Source organism: Brevibacillus sp. NPDC003359 (assembly GCF_042878995.1).
Lineage (GTDB): Bacteria > Bacillota > Bacilli > Brevibacillales > Brevibacillaceae > Brevibacillus.
On sequence record NZ_JBIAOR010000002.1, the window covers coordinates 184054 to 205453 of the forward strand.

General features: G+C 47.9%; 21 protein-coding genes. 3 read left to right on the forward strand and 18 right to left on the reverse strand.

What is annotated here, in order from left to right:
- Window positions 1-172: 172 nt before the first annotated feature.
- Window positions 173-973, forward strand: a complete 801-nt coding sequence (locus ACFYU8_RS10485; protein WP_390297898.1) for a cysteine hydrolase family protein — start codon at window positions 173-175, stop codon at window positions 971-973.
- Window positions 974-1043: 70 nt separating this feature from the next.
- Here the strand turns inward: ACFYU8_RS10485 and ACFYU8_RS10490 are convergent, their stop codons facing one another.
- From ACFYU8_RS10490 to ACFYU8_RS10525, 8 genes are all read right to left on the reverse strand, one after another.
- Window positions 1044-1595, reverse strand: coding sequence for a short-chain dehydrogenase (locus ACFYU8_RS10490; RefSeq protein WP_390297901.1), 552 nt, complete (start codon window positions 1593-1595; stop codon window positions 1044-1046).
- Between the two features lie 26 nt (window positions 1596-1621).
- The gene (gene dtd / locus ACFYU8_RS10495) at window positions 1622-2059 is read right to left on the reverse strand and encodes a D-aminoacyl-tRNA deacylase (RefSeq protein WP_142063218.1); all 438 of its coding nucleotides are present in this window, start codon (window positions 2057-2059) and stop codon (window positions 1622-1624) included.
- Window positions 2060-2110: 51 nt separating this feature from the next.
- Entirely contained in the window at window positions 2111-4282 is a 2172-nt protein-coding gene (locus ACFYU8_RS10500) for a RelA/SpoT family protein (RefSeq protein WP_390297905.1), read from the reverse strand.
- Window positions 4283-4665: 383 nt separating this feature from the next.
- Window positions 4666-5178: an adenine phosphoribosyltransferase gene (locus ACFYU8_RS10505; protein ID WP_137029842.1), complete on the reverse strand. Its 513-nt coding sequence runs from the start codon at window positions 5176-5178 to the stop codon at window positions 4666-4668.
- Between the two features lie 12 nt (window positions 5179-5190).
- A complete protein-coding gene (gene recJ, locus ACFYU8_RS10510; RefSeq protein ID WP_390297908.1) occupies window positions 5191-7539 on the reverse strand; it encodes a single-stranded-DNA-specific exonuclease RecJ in 2349 nt (782 codons plus the stop codon).
- Window positions 7540-7702: 163 nt separating this feature from the next.
- On the reverse strand, window positions 7703-8620 hold the full coding sequence (secF, locus tag ACFYU8_RS10515) for a protein translocase subunit SecF (protein ID WP_390297911.1): 918 nt from the start codon (window positions 8618-8620) through the stop codon (window positions 7703-7705).
- Window positions 8610-9848 (reverse strand): protein translocase subunit SecD, encoded by a 1239-nt coding sequence (gene secD / locus ACFYU8_RS10520; RefSeq protein ID WP_390297914.1) that lies wholly within the window; start codon window positions 9846-9848, stop codon window positions 8610-8612. The genes secF and secD overlap by 11 nt, the downstream gene beginning before the upstream one ends.
- A gap of 185 nt (window positions 9849-10033) precedes the next feature.
- Complete coding sequence (locus ACFYU8_RS10525) at window positions 10034-10270, reverse strand: post-transcriptional regulator (protein WP_390297917.1); 237 nt, start codon at window positions 10268-10270, stop codon at window positions 10034-10036.
- Window positions 10271-10357: 87 nt separating this feature from the next.
- On the opposite strand from ACFYU8_RS10525, the gene spoVB reads away from it, so the two are divergent.
- Complete coding sequence (spoVB, locus tag ACFYU8_RS10530; protein ID WP_390297920.1) at window positions 10358-11944, forward strand: stage V sporulation protein B; 1587 nt, start codon at window positions 10358-10360, stop codon at window positions 11942-11944.
- 3 nt (window positions 11945-11947) lie between these two features.
- Here spoVB and ACFYU8_RS10535 read toward each other — a convergent pair whose 3' ends face one another.
- Both ACFYU8_RS10535 and corA read right to left on the reverse strand, forming a co-directional pair.
- On the reverse strand, window positions 11948-12661 hold the full coding sequence (locus tag ACFYU8_RS10535; protein WP_390297923.1) for a DUF421 domain-containing protein: 714 nt from the start codon (window positions 12659-12661) through the stop codon (window positions 11948-11950).
- A gap of 68 nt (window positions 12662-12729) precedes the next feature.
- Entirely contained in the window at window positions 12730-13707 is a 978-nt protein-coding gene (gene corA, locus ACFYU8_RS10540; RefSeq protein ID WP_390297926.1) for a magnesium/cobalt transporter CorA, read from the reverse strand.
- Between the two features lie 130 nt (window positions 13708-13837).
- Between corA and ACFYU8_RS10545 the strand changes: the two genes are divergently transcribed.
- A complete protein-coding gene (locus ACFYU8_RS10545; protein WP_390297929.1) occupies window positions 13838-14254 on the forward strand; it encodes a TIGR04086 family membrane protein in 417 nt (138 codons plus the stop codon).
- Between the two features lie 49 nt (window positions 14255-14303).
- On the opposite strand, the gene yajC is transcribed toward ACFYU8_RS10545, so the two are convergent.
- From yajC to ruvC, 8 genes are all read right to left on the reverse strand, one after another.
- Window positions 14304-14624, reverse strand: coding sequence for a preprotein translocase subunit YajC (yajC, locus tag ACFYU8_RS10550; protein ID WP_390297932.1), 321 nt, complete (start codon window positions 14622-14624; stop codon window positions 14304-14306).
- A gap of 18 nt (window positions 14625-14642) precedes the next feature.
- Window positions 14643-15773: a tRNA guanosine(34) transglycosylase Tgt gene (gene tgt, locus ACFYU8_RS10555; RefSeq protein WP_390297935.1), complete on the reverse strand. Its 1131-nt coding sequence runs from the start codon at window positions 15771-15773 to the stop codon at window positions 14643-14645.
- A gap of 118 nt (window positions 15774-15891) precedes the next feature.
- Window positions 15892-16920: a tRNA preQ1(34) S-adenosylmethionine ribosyltransferase-isomerase QueA gene (gene queA / locus ACFYU8_RS10560; RefSeq protein WP_390297938.1), complete on the reverse strand. Its 1029-nt coding sequence runs from the start codon at window positions 16918-16920 to the stop codon at window positions 15892-15894.
- Window positions 16921-16963: 43 nt separating this feature from the next.
- A complete protein-coding gene (locus ACFYU8_RS10565; RefSeq protein WP_390297941.1) occupies window positions 16964-18898 on the reverse strand; it encodes a SpoIID/LytB domain-containing protein in 1935 nt (644 codons plus the stop codon).
- 157 nt (window positions 18899-19055) lie between these two features.
- Window positions 19056-19274 (reverse strand): DUF2905 domain-containing protein, encoded by a 219-nt coding sequence (locus ACFYU8_RS10570; protein ID WP_012685583.1) that lies wholly within the window; start codon window positions 19272-19274, stop codon window positions 19056-19058.
- A complete protein-coding gene (ruvB, locus tag ACFYU8_RS10575) occupies window positions 19271-20269 on the reverse strand; it encodes a Holliday junction branch migration DNA helicase RuvB (protein WP_390297944.1) in 999 nt (332 codons plus the stop codon). Before ruvB ends, ACFYU8_RS10570 begins: the two co-directional genes overlap by 4 nt.
- A gap of 4 nt (window positions 20270-20273) precedes the next feature.
- Window positions 20274-20891: a Holliday junction branch migration protein RuvA gene (gene ruvA, locus ACFYU8_RS10580; protein ID WP_390297947.1), complete on the reverse strand. Its 618-nt coding sequence runs from the start codon at window positions 20889-20891 to the stop codon at window positions 20274-20276.
- On the reverse strand, window positions 20888-21388 hold the full coding sequence (ruvC, locus tag ACFYU8_RS10585) for a crossover junction endodeoxyribonuclease RuvC (protein ID WP_390297950.1): 501 nt from the start codon (window positions 21386-21388) through the stop codon (window positions 20888-20890). Before ruvC ends, ruvA begins: the two co-directional genes overlap by 4 nt.
- Window positions 21389-21400: the final 12 nt, after the last annotated feature.

Below are 21400 nucleotides of genomic sequence, written 5' to 3' on the forward strand. Positions count from 1 at the left end.
GCGGTGGTTTAAGACCTTAATAATAAAGTCTTAGACTGCCGCTGCTGTTGTTCAACTATCATACCCGTTAGTTGCATAAATCCTAACACCCTACTTTTCTATCGATTCCTGTGATAACAATATCCTTTTCTCCTCTGTTGAATTGAATCAAATAATGAATAAGAGGCATAATATGCGTATTCCAAATGGTAAGGAGATCGCTATGAAAAAAATTCTATCGTGTTTCTTTGTATTTTCGCTTTTTGCCAATGTTGATCCTTATGGTTTTCATAAAAATATGGTAGCAGCACAAACCACATCACTTCCATCACCGGGAATGGCAGTGGATCAACACAACACCGCTTTGGTAATCACAGATCCGCAAAATGACTTTTTAAGCCCAAAAGGAGTTGCATGGGGTTTAGTTAAAGAAAGCGTTGCTAAAAATCATACGATTGAGAACATCGAATTATTATTAAAAACAGCAAAAGAAAATAAGTTTAAAGTATTTGTATCCCCTCATTACTATTATCCTTATGACCAAAAATGGATGTTTGGGGGAGCTATGGAACATGTGATGCACGATCTCAACATGTATCAACGAAAATCCCCATTATCACTTGAAGGATTTAAAGATTCTGGTGCCGACTTTCTGAAAAGATATAAGTCCTATATTGAAGATGGACAAACCGTAATAACAAGTCCGCATAAAATTTACGGACCCGAAGCCAATGACTTAGCTTTGCAGCTGCGAAAACAAGGAATTACCCGCGTGATTCTCGCAGGCATGTCTGGAAACCTGTGCGTCGAATCTCATATGCGTGAACTAATTGAACAAGGATTTGAAGTGGCAGTCGTTCATGATGCCACTGCTTCCGCAATAATGAAAGACTTGGATGGTGATGCAGCTGCAAAAACAAATTTTCGCATGATAGCCAGTGCTTCATGGTCTACAAATGAGGCCATCAATAAAATGAAATCTGCTCATAGATGAGAGCCTCCAGTTTGGAGGCTTTACTTGATTGGTGAGAAATTGAAGATAACCCGTAATCTGCACATATGGATTAATACGCCGGGCGTTTTTCCCACGGCTCGACTTGACCGACGATGGTTTGCCGTTCTTTTGCTTGCAGAGCGCCAATCACACCAGCCGCAATTTCATCATTCGTCAACCAGCGCAAATGCCCACCTGCACATGTAAACCCGAGGATGACCCGTCGATATGAACAGACTTCTGATGCAGGTTCTATTGGTGGATTTTTCCAAGCACCACTCCCACACACATGCAGCAATTGCCAGCGCTTCTCAGGACGCGACAGTTCTTCCACGATCACAGGCAGTGCATGCGGCGCAGTCGAATGAATCCACGCGACCACCACATCCATCGGCCCTCTCTTCTCTACGAGTTCGGCCATAGCCTGACGCAAGCGGTCTGTCTGGTGGTAGTCTTGTGGCAGCAAATGAATCGACTCTGGATGGGCGGAACCGTCTCTGACACGTCTTAATTTGACTGGATCACGACCGAGCACGGTTACTTGATAACCTTGGCGAGCCAACCATCGGGAGACCTCAGTCAGCATGCCACTCGCACCTATTACCAATGCTTCTTGGGCCATGTTTTCATCCTCCCTGATGGTTGTGCTTACGATTCCACAATCAGTGTGACAGGTCCATCATTTAACAGACGTACGTCCATCATCGCGCCAAAACGACCTGTTTCCACCTGGAGCCCTTTTTCACGCAGCTTGGCGTTAAACAGCTCGTACAGCGGTTCAGCCTGCTCTGGTCGTGCAGCAGCCATGAAGTTCGGTCTCCTGCCCTTTCTGCAATCGCCATACAACGTAAATTGTGATACGGACAAAATTTGACCACCCTTATCTAATACGGAGAAGTTCATTTTGCCTTCCTCGTCTTCAAAAATTCGCAAGTTCGCAATTTTGTCTGCTACAAATTCTACTTCTTTTTCTGTGTCTTCATGCGTAATTCCTACCAGCAGCATTAAGCCGTGATCGATTTGTCCGACGACCTCTCCTGCTACGGTAACACTCGCTTCTCTCGTTCTTTGTACGACAACCCTCACACTGACTCATCCTTCCTGTTAGGTAAACAAGAACACCCAACCCACGAGGGATTAGGTGCTCAATATCCGGCGAACCGAATAAATATCTTTGATGCGCTTGATGCGCTCTACTACTTTCAACAGATGATCCACATTGCTAATCGAGATGGTCATATGAATCGTTGCCACTCGATTTTTATCGGACTTGCCACTGACAGCCGCAATGTTCGTCTTCGTCTCAGCGACAACCTGCAATACATCGTTTAACAGTCCGCTTCGATCATTGCCCGTGATCTCGATCTCTACCTGGAAATTATGTTTGAAATCGGTATCCCATTCGACATCAATCAGGCGCTCTGTACATTCGTCAGTCAGCACGTTTGGACAATCCAGTCGATGCACCGATACCCCGCGGCCTCTTGTAATGAAACCGATAATCTGGTCGCCAGGGACAGGTGTACAGCACCGAGAAATACGAACGAGCAAATTATCCAAGCCACGGACCTTGACGCCGGACTCACTTTTCGCAGAACGATTTGCAGGATTCGGTTTAACCTCCGGAATCGTCGGGTTTTGCTCTTCGCGCTCTCGACGGAGTTTGTCTAGGAGACGAGTCGTAATTTGCGAAGCCGTAATGCCGCCATAGCCGACTGCGGCAAACATGTCTTCTGCCCCTTGGAAATTAAACCGGGCTGCCGCTTCCTTCAAGTTCGCTTCCGTCATCGCTTCTTTTACATCAAAGCTGCGCGACTTGATCTCTGCTTCCACCATCTGCTGACCTTTGGCGACGTTCTCTTCCCGCTTCTCTTTTTTAAACCACTGTTTAATTTTATTGCGAGCATGCGCGGATTTGGCCATCTTTAGCCAGTCCTGACTAGGACCGTAAGAATGCTTGGAAGTCAAGATTTCGACGATATCGCCTGTTTTCATTGCATAGTCCAGCGGTACGATCTTGCCGTTTACCTTGGCACCAATCGTTCTGTTTCCTACGGCAGAGTGAATCCGGTAGGAGAAGTCCAGCGGTACAGAGCCTTTTGGCAGCTCGACTACATCGCCTTTTGGCGTGAAGACGAAAACCGTATCGGAGAACAGATCCTGCTTGAGACTCTCCATGAACTCTTGTGCGTTCGGAGCTTCTTCCGATCCACCTTCGATAATCTCCCGCAAGCTGCCCAGCTTCTCTGCAAAAGAGCCTTGCACGATGCTTTTGCCTTCCTTGTACGCCCAGTGAGCCGCGATCCCGATCTCTGCTGTCTGATGCATATCCCATGTGCGGATTTGCACTTCCAATGGCTCACCTTTTGGCCCAATTACTGTGGTATGCAGAGATTGGTACATGTTCGTCTTTGGCATCGCAATGTAATCTTTGAATCTTCCCGGCATCGGCTTCCACAGGGTGTGTACGATACCGAGAACTGCATAACAATCGCGAATGTCATTCACGATGATACGCAACGCAAGCAGGTCATAAATCTCGTTGAACTGCTTGTTTTGCCTCGTCATCTTTTTAAAGATGCTGTAGATATGCTTCGGACGTCCCGAAATTTCTGCCTCGATGTTTAACTCGCCCAGCTTTTCCCGGATCGTATCCGATGCTTCATTCAGGTAGGCTTCGCGCTCCACCCGTTTCTTTTGCATCAAATTCACAATCCGATAATACTGTTGCGGATTCAAATAACGAAGCGCCGTATCTTCTAGTTCCCATTTGACGGAAGCGATCCCCAAGCGATGGGCAAGTGGTGCAAAGATTTCCAGCGTCTCATCAGAAATCTCGCGTTGCTTCTCCTCGGACATGTGCCGAAGTGTCCTCATGTTGTGCAGACGGTCTGCCAGCTTGATCATGATGACGCGGATGTCCTGTGCCATGGCAACCAGCATCTTGCGGTGGTTTTCGGCGAGCTGCTCTTCCTTGGACTTGTATTTAATTTTTTCCAGCTTGGTCACTCCATCAACCAGGAGAGCTACATCCGGCCCGAACTGCTCACGGAGATGATCAAGCGTAATCTCGGTATCTTCCACGACATCATGCAAAAATCCAGCCGCAATTGTAACAGCATCCATGTGCAGGTTTGCGAGAATACCTGCTACGGCGATTGGGTGCATAATGTAAGGAACACCTGATTTGCGTATTTGCCCTTCATGCGCTTTTTCGGCAAGCTGATAGGCACGTGTAATCAGGTCCATATCCGATTGTGATAAATAGGTGCTTGCTTTTTTTACTATCTCATCAATGCCGGTAATCATAGTTCCCTTCCCTTATCCTCTCAGTAAAATAACCTCGTTCGAGGCCTTCTCACGGAGGAGCGACCGCATTATAGCGGAAAGTTTCACCGAAGTATTGCCGGAAGCAGACGCTGAGGCACTTCGTGATGCGCTCCGGAAAGTTTAAGCCTGGACGCATTTCGCACTGCGAAGCACTTGAACTTTCCTATACGTCTAGAAAACTTGGGCTTTGCCAAGCCTATTGGCGCAGGCGAAGGCTTACTTGCACGTATCATGTCTGTCTATTTCATACTATTATCTTGTATGTCGTTCGTCTTGTAAAGCTGATTTCCCCTGTAAAGTATGTACAGCCAAAGAAAAAAGAAAAAAACGGGCATTTCACCCGTTTTTCCTTGTTGTATCAATTAATATTGAACAAGCGATTTGATAGGAATTTCACCTATTTTGCTACGTCCATCCAAATAGGACAGTTCGATGAAGAAGGCAGCTCCTACTACTTTACCACCGAGTTGCTCAATCAAATTGATTGTTGTCTCAATGGTTCCACCTGTCGCCAGCAAATCATCTGCAATCAGAACACGTTGACCTGGTTGGATAGCATCTACGTGTACGGCAAGTGCATCTTTTCCATACTCCAAGTCGTAATCCGCCTTGATGGATTCATATGGCAGTTTGCCAGACTTGCGGATTGGTATAAAGCCAATTCCCATTTCATAAGACAATGGAGCCCCTACTACGAATCCACGTGCTTCTGGACCCGCAATCACGTCTGCTTGTACTTCACGAGCGAAAACAGCCAAGTCTTGAATAGCTGCTTTGTAAGCAGGACCATCCTTCAACAGAGTAGTGATGTCCTTAAAGCGAATACCTGGTTGTGGAAAATCCGGGATAACACGAATGTATTGTTTAAAATCCATGAAAAATTCCTCCTAAACAGTGGTTGGTTCCACCAATTGATGAAGCGATTGAATCATTGCATCAGAAGAAGAAAGCAATAAATCCGTTGCAAGCTGTGCCTCTTCCTTCCAATTCGCGTAGAGCACAGAGCTCTCGAGCGGCCTTTTCGCAGAGTTGGCCTTGAGCGTGTACTGCTCGGCCTCTTCTACTAAAAACTCCAGCTCCATAAAGATGGCGATCATGCCGTCCAATAGATTTCTTTTCCATTGCAGCTTTTTGGCCAATGCATCCAAGTGGATTTTTTTAACAGTTGGCACATGTACGAAAAACTGGTACAACTGTTTAAAATGATCGCGGCCCGGACAGGAAAGCCGCTCCATTCCTAAATCCGGATCACCAAACAAACAGTATATGCGCTCCGCTTGTTTGAGCAAGACTCGAACCATTTCCAATTCGGAACGACGCGTCGGCAAATCATACAAAATCACATTGGTAGCGGTTGTGATGTTCGTCACCTCTCGACCAACCACGAGCAAGGAATTCACCTGATCGCTTGTCGCTTTCGCTGCCAATGGCTCATAGCTTTCCTCGCGAAACAGGATGGTCGCTGAATTTGACTCCGCCATCACTTGCTGCCACTTCTCTATCTTGTCACGGCTGCCTCGCCAGTCAAACACCTGCTGGTGTCCAACAGACAAATCACGAATCGTCAGCTGAGGCTTTCGATTTCCGTTCCATTCGTTTACAGACAATTCACCCAATACATGAAAACGTGCCTTCGGCGTTACTCTCTTTGTTACATGTGCCCAGTTGAAGCCAATTGCATCCAAAGAGGTGCCCGCTTTGTTCAACGTACACTTCAAATGATTGTCATCTCGCCCAATGGTGCGCATACCTTGTGTTTCTACTTCTTCTAACAAAACGAGCGGTGTTGAATTCCCCATTCCATATGGGGCGAGCTGTTCGAGTTGCTCCGCTGCGGTCAAGCTGATCTCTTCCATGCTCATCGCAACGTCCACTTTGGTCATCGGTGTGAAGTCTTCAGCGGACAACCACTCACCAGCTAGCTCGTTTAGTTTTTGCCGTAATAAATCGAGATTTTCTACAGGCAAGGTCATTCCCGCTGCCATTGTATGACCGCCATAGTGCGGCAACCACTCCTTGCAAGCAGTCAGACCTTCATACATGTCAAAACCTGCAATGCTTCTTGCCGAGCCTTTTGCCGTTCCTTTTTCGGGATCGATGCCAAGTACAATCGTTGGACGGTAAAAAAGCTCGACCAATCGGGATGCTACGATTCCTACTACACCCACGTTCCAGCCTTCTTTAGCCAGGACGAGGACATTGTTCTGGTCTGGCGGATACAGCTCATGCACCATCTGTACAGCTTCCTCAGTCATCGCTGCTACGATTTCCTGACGTTCGCGATTTAAGTCGTCCAGCGCCTGGGCGCATTTCTCTGCTTCGTCCATATCCGAAGTCGTCAGCAATTTCACAGCGGATTCAGCCGTCTCCAGCCTTCCACTTGCATTCAGACGTGGTCCAAGCGCAAAACCTACATGTCCCGCGGACAGCTCAGTATCGGCCAAGCCACAAACTCGGATTAAGGCTTGCAGACCAAGATTCCGTGTATGATTTAAGCGCTTTAATCCTGCTCGAGCAAGAATGCGATTTTCATCTACCAACGGCACTAGATCCGCTATCGTCCCCAATGCAGCCAAATCAGCCAAATGCAGAGGCGGCTCCTTCAGCAAGGCATGCCCCAACTTAAAGGCGACTCCCACTCCCGCCAACATATCAAACGGGTACGAACAGCCGGGCTTCTTGGGGTTAATCACAGCAAATGCCTCCGGGATGATTGCCGGAGGTTCGTGATGGTCGGTTACAATGACGTCAAGACCCAACTGATTCGCGTACGCTACCTGCTCCACTGCACTGATCCCTGTATCGACAGTGATGATCAGCTTATAGCCGCTATGATGCAGATGCGCCAATGCGTCTTTATGTAACCCATACCCTTCTGTAAAACGGTTGGGAATGTAGTAGTCAAAAACAGCGCCGAGTTGGCGCAATAGATGTACCATTAGCGATGTGGAGCTAACCCCATCGGCGTCGTAATCGCCGTATATGCAAATCGGTTCTTGCCTTTGAATGGCTTGTTGAATGCGATGCACGCTTTGTTCCATTCCATCCAGCAAGAAAGGGTCATGAAACAATTCTGGACCGGCTTGCAAAAAATCACGAGCCTTTTGTGATGTGTCAATGCCACGTATCACCAATAGCTTGGATACGAGCGGAGTAAGCTGGCAATCTGCGGCAATACTAGCAGCTAGCTGCTCATCATAGGTGGCCAGTTTCCAGCGTGTTTTCGCTTTCAGCATGGGCTTTCCTCCAATCCTCATTCATTATAGTGGATGGAGCAGGAAGCTGACAACTGCATAAAACATACCGTTTTATGCAAAACTCTCATGCGGCTCCAAACTGCGCCCAAAACGGAAATAGAAAATAAAAAACCGCAGGGTTCACCTGCGGTTTCGTCCACCGTTATACTACTTCTTTTTTCTTTTTCATATTCCGTTCTTTCAGATTCACCCATATTTGGGCTGCAATAAAGATAGAGGAATACGTACCACTCACCAGACCGAACAGCAGGGCCAGGGAGAAGTTCTGAATGCTCTCGCTTCCCAAAACAGCAAGTGCAAGAGCTGTGAAGAATACAGTCGCTACCGTGTATACAGAACGGCGCATGGTCTGCCAGAGTGACACGTTAACCAGATGCTCCAGTTCAGGAATTGTCTTGGATTTCATCGTTCTCAAGTTCTCCCGAATCCGGTCAAAAATAACGATTTTATCGTTAATCGAGTAACCCAAGATCGTCAGAAGCGCGGCGATGAAGGTAATGTCTACCTCCAACCCAAGGATAGAGAACAACGCAATCGGAATAAACACGTCATGCGCAAGTCCCACGACACACGCAATACCGAACAGCCATTGGAAGCGGATCGCGATGTAGATGGCAATTCCCACAGCAGCAATCGCAACCGCAATCCCTGCTTTTTTCACCATCTCTTGCGCGATACTCGGATCAACCGACGAAACCTGCTTCGAGACCTGCTCACCATATTTTGCTTTGAGAGCCATTTCCACTTTCATCAGTGTATCGGATGAAATGGTTTGGTCAAACCGTGTATAGGCCTGATTTGTACCGTACGGAGTAACCTTGCTAAAATTCACATCCGGAATCTCTTGTTTGATCAATGCTTCTAAATCTGTCGGATTGAATTGTTTTCCAATGAACATATCCAAGCGAGTTCCTGCCTTAAAGTCAACGCCAAGGTGAAGCCCTTGAAATAGCGTAAACAGAAGGCCGATGATAATAATCGCAGAGGAAAAGATAAAAAACTTCCTGCGATTTTTCACGATGTCAAACCTGATTACAGTATGGTCTTTATCATAGCTCACGGATCTCACTCTCCTTTACCCCGAACCAGAACGGCTTTTTAAACATGTTGGAACGGACAACCAGCCAGAGGAGGAAGCGAGACCCAAACACGTTGGTAATGATACTTACGATAATCGTCATCGCCAATACAACAGCGAAGCCTTGAACGGAGCTCGTCCCGAAAAAGAACAGTACGCCCGTTGCAATCAGTGTCGTCACGTGAGCATCGATAATCGTAACCAAGGAACGGCGTTCGCCTGCACGGAAGGCAGAGAGGACTGTCTTGCCAGAACGAATTTCTTCTTGGATGCGCTCATATGTAATGATGTTAGCATCCACGGCAATCCCCACGGCCAAAATAAATCCAGCAATACCTGGCAGCGTCAGCGTTGCATTCATCCAGTCGAGTACGACCATACAAAAATAGGTAAATCCAGCCAAGGTAATGTTCGCAATCATACCTGGCATACGGTAAACAACTACCATGAAAATAAAGATCAACGCTGCTCCGATATACCCTGCATACAAGGTTTTCTCCAGAGCCAGAGTTCCCAAGGAAGCTCCCACAGAGGTTACTTGCTTCTCAACCAGCTTCGCTGGCATCGCACCCGAATTCAGCAAATCAGCCAATTCCTGTGCCGTTTCCTGTGTGTAATTTCCAGTAATTTGCGCGCTACCACCAGTAATGACCGATTGAATGGTCGGACTGGTTTGCATCGTCTCATCCAAATAGATCGCCATTGGCTTGTGAAGGTTTGCACGTGTGACATCCTCTAGCTTCTTTGGATCAGAGAATTTCAGGGTAACGAGCGGGCGTTTCAGATCGTCGTAACCAACTGCTGCCCCGTTTGGAGCCAAGTCACTACCTTGCAGCATAATCTTGCCATTTTCATCACGGAACGTCAGATGAGCTGGCTTCCCGATCAAATCGCGAAGCTTGTCCTGATCCGCTGATTGTGATGCGATTTGAACACGAATCCGGTTTGGCAATTCCGTCGTGGTGACTGGTTCAGCCACGCCACCGATGTTAATCCGTTTTTCAATCATGTGTGCTGTTGATTTCAAAAGCTCGATATCAACTTGGTGCCCAGCCTCGAGAGGCTCTACCTCATACAGAATCTCAAACCCGCCCTGCAGGTCCAGGCCGAGTGTGATGTTTCCTGCCACCTGCTTGGTCGTAGTTGCCATGAGTGTAGCCAATAGCCCGACAACGACCAGAAACAGGAGGAATCTTCCCCATTTTATCATCGTAGTAATACCCCTCTTTCCTAACAGGGTCCCGTCCTAGACGAGAAACCAATATATCCATTATAGCGAAGTACAAAAAAACGTGTCAATTATTGCTGGAAAAGCGAACCATGGTAACCAACCCCTTGCGTTTTTCGCGACATGTTCGTATACGAAGAAGGCGGCAGGAAGTTTCTATAAAATCACTAAGAATTTTTGTACATTTGAATCATGAGGTAATTCATATACTTGTTTGGCTTCAAGGACAAAATGTCGTTGACAAGCTGGTGTATCGGTGGCATTTCTTTATAGCTGTTCGTGACGCATTCCCAAACGTCTACAGCTGCCACATTGTCGTACCCCAAGAGAGCAAATTCCTCTGCCTTGCTTACACAAAGAGTTGCGACTTGCCCATACCATTCCTGTTTTTGCGCTTGGTCCATCCCAATTTCCCCCTCAAAGTAGTCATGCCGACAGCGGCACGTCCATATTCTTTACTGAGTGAATTTATCCTTGCAAAGGAGCCTTCCATGAAACAATCCTTTTTTTACGGAACGGTCATCCTCATTATTGCTGGTGGCATCACCAAAGTGTTTGGCTTTGCTCATAGGATCGTGTTGTCGCGCATTATCGGAGCGGAAGGAATGGGGCTTTATCAGATGGTTGTGCCCCTTTTATACTTTCTGATTACTGTGACGACATTCGGACTTCCGGTTGCCATCGCGAAGCAAGTGGCAGAGACGGAAGCGGCTAATAATCCGCGGCTGACTCGCCGATTTCTGTTACTAGCCTTGTCGGTCGCCGGCGGGATCAGTCTCTTCATCTGTGTCCTGCTCCTCTTGTTCTCCCAATGGATTGCCGGAATGCTATTTGCAGACCCTCGTGCACACATCGTCCTGCTCGCAGCCATTCCGATCATCCCGATTTCCGGTATTTCTCTTGTCCTGCGAGGATACTTCCAAGGCAAGCAAAACATGATCCCTACTGCGGTCTCTCAGCTTGTAGAGCAGGTCGTCCGAATGGCATTGGTCGTTGTCATGACGATGTCGTTTCTTTCGTCAGGCATTGAGTACGCCACAGCAGGCGCTGTCGCCAGCATTATTTTTGGAGAAGCCGCCGGACTCTTGTACATTCTCTGGCAGTATCGCAAAGGCAGCAAAAAAGCAGCAGCTCAGCTTCTGGATAAGCCTCTTCTCATGACAGTTTCAGCTAGCAAAAAGAGCTTGTCGCAACTCATCCATGTCGCACTCCCTGTCACACTAAGCCGCGTCATCGGCTCCATTGCTTACGTGCTAGAGCCTATGCTCGTACCCTACGCACTCGTCATTGCTGGCTTTACCACCTCGACGGCTACTGGTTTGTACGGACAGTTTGCTGGGATGGCCGTTCCTTTGTTGCTTTTTCCCACTTTTTTAACGTATTCCTTGTCCGTTTCCCTCGTTCCTGCCGTGGCGGAAGCGGCCTATCAAAAAAATGCTCCACTCGTGCATCGCCGCATTTATCAAGCCATGCGGATTACACTCGTCATCGGAGCACCTTGTACCGTCTTGCTCACTATTTTTGCAGAACCTTTATGTGTCCTGCTTTACGGCAGTGAGTATCAGGAGGTTGGCGTGCTGCTAAAAGAGCTGGCACCATTCTCCGTCTTCCTGTTTTTCCAAGCACCGCTTGCCGCCGCCTTGCAAGGCCTCGATTATGCCCAGGTCGTTTTCCGAAATACGCTGATCAGTGCCATCGTCAAGACTGTCGCCATGTTTTTTTTCACGGCGCATCCAGCCTTCGGCATTCACGGCGCTGTCATTGCTCTTAATATCGGCATTACGCTTGGAACGTTATTGCATTTTGCTAGCCTGATCAAAAAAATCGGGTTTACCATCGACCTTTGGGAATTCGGCAAAATCGCTGTCGCCATGCTGGTCATGGGCTACTCCGGTTCCTACATTGCCAAGCACTGGTTTATGGACGTTTCGATTGGACAGCTATTGACTGTAAGCACCTTCATCAGCACCTTGCTTTACATTGTTCTGCTCGTCGCCATGCGTGTCTTGGGCAAACAGGACGTACGTCGCATTCCGTGGATCGGCGAACAACTCGCCGTGTTCTTCCCTCGCCGCTAGCGCTTATTGCAGCGGCTTGTCTTTTTTGTCCAAATACATGATTCCACGTTCGTCAATGCTGCAAAAAGAAACCTCTCGAATGTCCTTGATACCGTATTTCCGGATTTCTCGTTTCAGCCAAAGCTGGTTTTGCCCGATCTTGTTCAATGCCTCCGTCCTCACCTTTCCATCGAGAATCAGTGGGATGGGCAGACCTTTGTAAGAGACAGGACCGACTTGTGGCTTCTTCATCAACGATAAATCTTCCTTCGTAATCTTTTCTTTTTGCTCCTTCAAAAACACACTCATCTGTCCGGTTGGCTCCAACAACGCAAATTCAACATCGGCAATGTTTTTTACGTCTTTTTGCCGCAAATGAACCATCAAATCATCCATGTTCAAGCGATTGCGACGCATCGCCTGCTCCCTGATTTGCCCATTTTCTATAATCAAGTCGGCAGAACCATCCACGGTATCGCGGAATTTCTTGCTCTTTAATGACAGATAAGCAAAGGCGACTTCCAATAAGGCAATCAGCAGCATCGGCAAATAAAACCGAAGAGCAGGCTTATCGACATCCTCAATCGCCAGTGCAGCCATTTCTGCAAGCATGATCGAGATGACCACATCAAAAACGGACAGCTTTCCCAATTCCCGCTTTCCCATCAACCGCACTAAGATCAAGAGGAAAAAATACGAGAAAAGGGTGCGAAGTAACACCATTGTAAGATTATCCACTTACGCTGCCCCCCAAAGAACATTTGATACTAGTGTTCAGCAGGGGACAGGGAAAGTATTAGCACCAATTACAGCCACTTTCGCTTGAAGAAAATATGAAGCATGGCAAATGTCATGGCTAGCATAATCACAAGTGCCACGATCAGCATATACGGCTCTGCTTCTTCACCCAGCCATGCGAAAGTATTCATCCCGAATAGTCCGGTGATAAATGTCAACGGAAGGATGATCGTAGAAATAATCGTAAGAACCCGCATCGTCTCCGTTGTTTTGGCGCTAATGATAGTGTAGTACGTATCCAACGCACCGTTAACCAGATCACGGAAGGTTTCGGTTGAATCCGAAATCCTCTCCAAGTGGTCTGTTAGGTCGGTGTAGAACGGAACGTTTTCCTCGGAAATATCGAAGGAGTAACGGCCGTTGACGTTTGCGAAAATTCTTTTTTGCGGCATAATCACACGCCTGATTAAAATAATCGTTCGCTTCAACGCCAGGAACTCTTCGGTAATTTCCTCCATCTGATGTTCATAAATCTCGTCCTCCAGCTCGTCAATCCGCACACTAATCCGATCAATAATGGGAAAGTATTCATCGGTAATCCCGTCTACAATGGAATAGAGCAAATAGTCAGGACCTCTGTTCAAGTAAGAAATGTTGCGGTGACACATGGCAGCGATCCGACCGATTGTATTCATCGGTGACTTGTGGATCGTCACGATGTAGTTAGGGCCGAGAAAAACGTTCAGTTCTACCGTTGTGATCTCGTCATCGCTTTCTTCATTGTAACGCAGGGCGTGAAAAACGAAGAAATAGTAGTCATCGTACTTATCTACCTTGGCACGTGGACTGACGTGCAGGCAGTCCTCAATTGCCAGCGGGTGAAAGTCAAATATCTTGGCAATATAGGGCAGTTCATTATTTCCCACATCATACAGATCGATCCAGAGTAGATCCTCTGGTGATTTCAGCCATTGATCCTTCGTTGCCAGATCAACGTCGTGAAACATCTTCTGTTCAGAGTGGTTATAAAAGTACGTTTTGATCAATCTTCCTCACCCCCGTCTCGTTCCCCATCCATCATACGAAAATTCCTATCAATGTTCAACGCGAAGATGAATACGTGAGCCAAGCCTCTCATATAGATGTACAAACACTTCCAATGAGGGGGTAAATACCGTGCGAAGTGCATCCACCTCTGTGCTGACAGGTCTATTGTATACGACATGTCTTGTATTAATAGGAGCGTTGCTTGCGACCTTGCTCCTTAGCTTCACCTCGATACGGGAAGGCACGTTGCCCTATTTTACTTATGTGATCAATGCCATCGCGCTCTTGACCGGGGGATACGTCACTGGACGTCGCTGCGGCGGCAAGGGCTGGTACTACGGCGGACTTACCGGACTCACTTACTTCCTCTTCATTCTCTTGATCGGCTTCCTCGGCTTTGACGCTCCGATGCAATGGGGGACCTTCCTGTTCTTGTTCGGCGCTTTTGGAGTGGCTGCGTTAGGTGGGATTCTCGGCGTGAATTCGGCTAATTCCAACAACAAGCATAAAGGCGGTAAACCTAAAGTCATCAAGCCTCGCCGCTAAAACAAGACAGAAAAAAGCAGGTGGATTACCCACCTGCTTTTCGCATGTATTATTTGGATTCTTCTTTTGTTTCTTCGCTCTTCACTGGTTCACTCTTTGCAGGTTCGTTGCTGGAAGAAACTACGCTGTTGATCGCACCACGATCGAACGTAACGTTTACGTTGTGAGCAATACGCAACGTGACAGTATCATCAGACAGGTCTTGGATCGTTCCATGCACTCCACCGATTGTTACGATCTTGTCGCCTTTTTTAATAGCACCAAGCATAGCGTTGCGTTGTTTTGCCTTCTTTTGTTGCGGACGAATCAGCAAGAAGTAAAAAATCGCAAACATGATGATAATCGGTAAAAACTGAGTCAAGCCTTCCATGAAAAAAATCCCCCTCGATTAAAAAGATCTATCTTCACCCAATCCATATTGAGCGAAAAACTGGTCGCGGAAATCTTGCAAGCGGTCTTCGGCAATCGCCTGACGCACTTGTTCCATTAACTTCACCAAGAAGTACAGGTTATGGTAAGTAGTTAATCGAATGCCAAAGGTTTCCTCCGACTTGACCAGGTGTCGGATGTAAGCACGTGTGTAATTTTTGCAGGTGTAGCAATCGCAATTTGGATCAAGTGGGGTAAAGTCGCGCGCGTATTTTGCATTGCGGATGACCAGTCTTCCCTGGCTTGTCATGCATGTCCCATTGCGGGCAATTCTTGTCGGCAATACACAATCAAACATGTCGATGCCACGGATCGCTCCATCGATAAGAGCATCTGGTGAACCTACCCCCATCAAATAGCGGGCTTTGCTTGTCGGAAGCAGTGGAACGGTATGCTCCAGCACTTCGTACATCAAAGGAAACGGTTCTCCCACGCTCAAACCGCCGATCGCGTATCCTGGGAAATCCATGGAAACGAGATCTCGTGCACTTTGTGCGCGCAAATCGTTAAACATTCCACCCTGAACGATTCCAAACAACGCTTGTTCGTTTGGACGAGTATGCGCCTTCAGGCAACGCTCTGCCCAGCGGGTTGTTCGCTCCATCGATTTTTTTACGTAATCGTACTCCGCAGGGTACGGGGCACACTCATCGAATGCCATGAAAATATCGGCACCCAACGCGTTTTGAATCTGTGTAGCCTCTTCTGGGCCAATAAACAGCTTTTCTCCGCTTAGGTGGGAACGGAAGGATACCCCTTCCTCCGTAATTTTGCGGAGGTTACTAAGGCTAAATACTTGAAAACCGCCGGAATCAGTCAGAATGGCACGGTCCCAATTCATAAAGCCGTGCAATCCACCTGCCTCACGAACAATTTCATGCCCTGGACGAAGAAACAAATGGTACGTATTACTGAGGATGATGCCCGCGCCAATAGCTTTTAACTCCTCGGGGCTCATCGTCTTTACTGTCGCTTGTGTACCGACAGGCATAAAGACAGGGGTGTCAATCGTCCCATGAGGGGTATGTAGCTTACCGAGACGTGCACCAGTTTGCTTGCATGTTTTGATTAACTCGTAGCGTACAGCCAAATCTTTTGCACTCCTCAAGCTATGTATGTAAGTCTTACCTATTATAGAAAAACTTCTGGGTGAAGTAAACCCACCTGACTAATAAGTATACACTTATACAGGTGGGTTGTTCACATTTTTATAGAATTAGCATCGCATCGCCAAAACTGAAGAAGCGATACTCCTCTTCCACAGCCGTTTTATAAGCACGCATCACATTCTCTTTCCCAGCCAAGGCACTCACTAGCATTACGAGCGTAGACTTTGGCAAATGGAAATTCGTCAGGAGCCCGTCCAGGATAGAAAACGTGTAGCCCGGATAAATGAATATATCCGTCCAACCGGAGGTCGCGACCAGCTTTCCTCCATTCGCTCGCCCTACTGTCTCCAATGTGCGGCATGATGTTGTCCCGACAGCGATGACTCTTCTACCTTCAGCTTTTGCCAGGTTCACCAGCTCTACTGTTTCCTCGGGAATCTCATAGTACTCCGCGTGCATGACATGCTCTTCCACGGAATCCGCTGACACAGGGCGAAAGGTCCCAAGACCCACATGCAGTGTCACGTAAGCCAGCTGTACGCCTTTTGCAGCGATTTGCTCCAAGTACGGCTTCGTGAAATGAAGTCCGGCTGTCGGAGCTGCTGCTGAGCCGCGCTCCTTTGCATAGACTGTCTGGTAACGCTCACTGTCCTCCAGTTGCGCGTGAATATACGGAGGCAAAGGCATCGAGCCTAACTGGTCGAGAATCTCATAAAAGATTCCCTCGTACAAAAAGCGAACGATCCGTCCACCCGTCTCTGTCACATCTTCACAAACACAACGCAAAAGACCGTTGCCAAAAACCACTTCTGTCCCCGGCTTCATCCGCTTTCCGGGCTTCACCAGCGTCTCCCAGCGATCGTCACCGAGTGATTTCAACAACAGGATTTCTATTTTCGCACCAGTCTCAGCCTTTTCTCCAATCAATCTGGCAGGTAATACGCGGCTGTCATTCATGACGAGTACATCCCCAGCCTGGAGGTGATCGAGTAAATTGGTAAATTGCTGATGAATGATATTGCCTGTTTGTTTCTCTAACACGAGCAATCTCGATGATGTTCGGTCTTCTAAAGGGTGCTGGGCAATCAAATGCTCCGGCAAATCAAAATCAAATTGTTGCACGTCCACGAAATCGTTACTCCTTTTTGCGGTATATCTTGTGGCAAACGACTTACTTTTCGATTGTCACATCCTGGTAGTAGTGTTGCAAGATATCTTTGTAGTCATACCCTTCTTCTGCCATCGCACGAGCTCCGTATTGTGAGACGCCAAGACCATGTCCAAAGCCAGTACCACGGAAGATGAATTGCGAACCATTAATCATTTCCACTTCAAACTTCGTGCTGCGCAGAGAAGTTCCACCCTGTTGGAAAACGGAACGGAATGCATCTGGCGAGGAAACGACGATTGGCGTCCCATTGGCTTCCATCGCAATGACACGTCCCGATGGCCCACGCTTCGTCACTTTCAGGCTCGTTACGTTTCCTGAAATACGTGGAGCTTTGTTCTTGTCATGCGCGGCATTGATCATGGCTGCAATCTCTGTAGAGGTAAACGGACCGCGTGTCCATGAATACGCATTTTCTTCTTTTACTTCTGAGAGGATGGTTACCTCTGCTCCGGTAGGTAGTACGGACAACACACGATGAGTCGTTGTACTTGGACCTGAGCGCAAATTGGTATTCTCGGTCGAAATGACCGCCATTCTTTGTCCCTCTGAATTGCTCTGGCCTGTTTCGGTTACCAGATCATTTCTTACATAGCCGAGCGATCCATCCGCTAAAGCCACGCGATACCATATGCTCGCATTCTCCATCGGATATGTGTCTTTACTCTCGACAGAACGCAAATAAGGAACCGGATTGCCCCATACTTCTGTTCCGTCTGCAGTCATACCGCCTGCATTGGAATAAAATAGCGACTCAGCTGGTTTGCCTTGGTAGTAAATGATTTCGCCTTCTGTCTCGTCGACGGCCTCACGTACATCATCAGACTCTTTTGTATAGCCATAATACGCCTGTTCGAAAACCGTATCGGACACATTGGCAACTCCATACTTATTGCCTTGCCACACAGCACGAGTTCTCGACAGGATCGCCTGCGTTTTCAATGCTTCCATCGGCCAGCCTGGAGCCATTTCAGACCCAACAACTCCATACAGATACTCTTCCATTGGAAGTTCATTTACTAGTGTCAAGTGACCATTGTATTCCGATAGTTCCATCTCGCCGCGATATGTGCGTTGCTCTCGTTCGATAACGCCAATCACCGATGCATCGCCTGCTTTATTCGCTTCAACAGTCAGTTTTACTTGAGGGGAAAATACATACTTCCAAATCACTTCATCCGGTGATCCGTATACATCTTGCTTCAATATAACATAAGATTGGCTGGCTGGCTCCTGATAGGAGAAAGAAGGGAATGCGGCACTTGCTCTTCGCTTCAATTCTTTCACGGCATCTGGACTAGCCTCGTCCCCGATCCAAACCGCATATTTGACTTTATCCCCATCTGATACCATCACCGGATAAGCAGGGATACCTGTTGCTTCAAATGACGCTTGCCATTCTTGTGCTTCCTTTAAGCTTTTGAATTTGCCAGCTTCGAGTCGAAGTGGACCTTTTATAAGCGGATTCTGCCCGATCTCTTGGGCAACCGTTTTTGCCTGATTAGCTGCATCCTGATACGTGTCATAAGTTCCGCTTACGACCTGATAGACGGTCTGACCGTTACGCTTTGCCACCTGGATTGAGCCCTCGTATTTTCGTTGGCTCATTTGCTGTGCAATCTGCTGTGCGCGATTCCAGTCACTTGTTTCGACAACGATCAGATGATATTCATCAACCCGGTAACGAGCTGCATCTCCCTTTAATTCAGGTAAATCTGTCTTGCCCTCAGGTCCATTGAGCACGACATCCATTCCGTTTTCTGCGGTTAGCGTAATGGAAGGAACGATTCCCCGATAACCTTGTCCTGTATCCACAAATAGTGCAACCCTGATATTGTCGCCGGCTGCCTGCGCTGGTACTTGTCCTCCTACGAGAACTACTGATAGTAGGCCCACCGAAAGGACTTTCCCCATCCATTTCTTTCTCATGTCGTCCATTGTCCTTTCTTCACCTGATTTCCACAAAAATTGGCATGTCTTCCCATGTTTTTCGACAATACCAGGCTGATCTCCTGCCTTTTTCGTAAAATGGGACCAAACGCCCGCACGCAAAAAAGCCACCGGAACGATGAGCTCCGATGGCCTTCACACTTGCCTATTTGAACAGCCGGAATAAATACATGCCAAGCGACAGGACGATACTAATCACAATACAAGTCACAATCGGAAAGTAAAATTTGACGTTTTCCTTTTCTACCACGATATCTCCCGGCAAACGCCCCAGCGGCAAAAATCTGCCTCCTACCTGCCACAAAAGACCGATTACGATTAAAGCAGCACCACCAATAATAAGTAGCTTGGCTACAGGATTCACGATTTCATCTCCCGACCAAAGTGTTGGTACGCACTCGGGGTAAGAACACGCCCCCGCGGCGTCCGCTGCATAAAGCCAATCTGCATGAGATACGGCTCGCAAACATCCTCCACCGTTTGTGACTCTTCTCCAATTGTTGCTGCGATCGTATCCAGTCCAACCGGTCCACCGTCAAAGCGATCAATAATCGCTAGCAACAGTTTATGGTCGATATGATCGAGACCGCAGGTATCCACTTGCAATCTTTCCAGCGCTTCTTTGGCAATCTCTGTCGTAATGACGCCTTCGCCTTTTACTTGGGCAAAATCGCGAACCCGCTTCAGCAATCGGTTTGCCACCCGAGGTGTTCCACGTGAACGTCTGGCGATCTCCTCTGCTCCGCCTTCTCGAATGACGACCTGCAAGATGTCGGCCGCCCGCGAAACGATAAAGGTCAGTTCCGGGACCGTATAAAACTCCAGGCGATTTACAACCCCAAAGCGATCTCGAAGCGGCGCGGACAGCATTCCAGCCCGGGTCGTGGCTCCGACCAGTGTAAATGGCGGCAAATCCAAACGAACACTGCGAGCGCTTGGCCCTTTACCGATAATAATGTCCAGCGCAAAATCCTCCATAGCCGGATACAGAACTTCCTCTACGCTTCGGTTGAGCCTGTGAATCTCGTCAATAAACAGGACGTCACCCTCTTGCAAATTCGTCAAAATCGCTGCCAAATCACCCGGACGCTCAATTGCCGGACCAGACGTCGTGCGGATATTCACACCCAGCTCATTTGCGATAATTTGCGACAGGGTCGTCTTCCCCAGACCAGGCGGACCGTACAGCAGTACGTGATCCAACGACTCTTTACGCATTTTGGCTGCTTCAATAAAAATTTTCAGGTTTTCCTTCACGTGCTGTTGACCGATGTATTCGTTTAAATAGCGAGGACGGAGGCTCAGCTCCGCCGCATCTTCTTCCAAATTCAAATGCGTCGTGATGATCCGAGAATCCAAAATCCTACCCCCTCATGAGCAACGCAAGCCCTTGTTTGATAAGCTTTTCTACACCATCGCCCTCTTTTGATTTCTCAGACAGCGCGTTTCTGATTTTTTGCAGCTCACCATCCGAGTAACCCAATGCGGTCAATGCATCGAGTGCTTCGTTCAGTGCAGACACAGCTTGCTCGCCTGCTGTCAAATCACCCGCTGCAACAGTCAGAATCGCAGATGGCGTGTACCCTACCAATTTATCCTTCAAATCGAGGATAATGCGCTGGGCAGTCTTTTTCCCAATCCCCGGAAATTTCGTCAAATAGGTAACATTCTCCTGTTGAACCGCCATCACCAGCTGCTCAGGCGTCGCCGCAGCCAGAATTGCCAATCCGCCCTTTGGACCGATTCCGCTTACATCAAGCAGCTTGCGGAACAAATCGCGTTCGTCACGGGTAGCGAAGCCATATAGCAGGATGGCATCTTCGCGAACATGGTGGTGGGTAAACAATTTGGTTTTGCTGCCTTCATACCGAACGAATTGATACGGGTTTGGGCAAAACAGCCGATAACCGATTCCTCCGGTTTCAATAACTATGTATTCCGAATCGAGATAACAAAGTGTGCCTTCTACAAAATCAATCATTTCTGGACCCCTTCCGAAATGGAAATGAACGCGCGAAACTGTGCGTGCGTAATGGCAATGCCCAATGCGTCCGCCACGTCGTCAGGCTTCGGTACTTCTTTTAACCGCAATAGGAGCTTCGTCATTTCCTGTATTTGCTTCTTCTCTGCTCCCCCGTAGCCAGTTACGGCTTGCTTGACCTGCATCGGGGTATATTCATAAACCGGTACACCAGCCAGCTCTGAAGCAAGTAAAATAACCCCTCGCGCTTGGCCAACTGTAAAGGCCGTCGTCACGTTTTTATTGAAGAAAAGCTTTTCGACGGACATTTCATCGGGACGATATGTTTCCAGAAGACTCTGCATCGCCTCAAAAATCTGTTTCAACCTAAGCGGCACTGGCAATCCGGCTTCTGTCTGAATGCTGCCATACTGGACGGGACGCAATTGACTGCCCTCTTTATCCACAACCCCGAAACCAACAATCGCAATGCCAGGGTCAATTCCTAAAATGCGCATAGTCCACTCTCC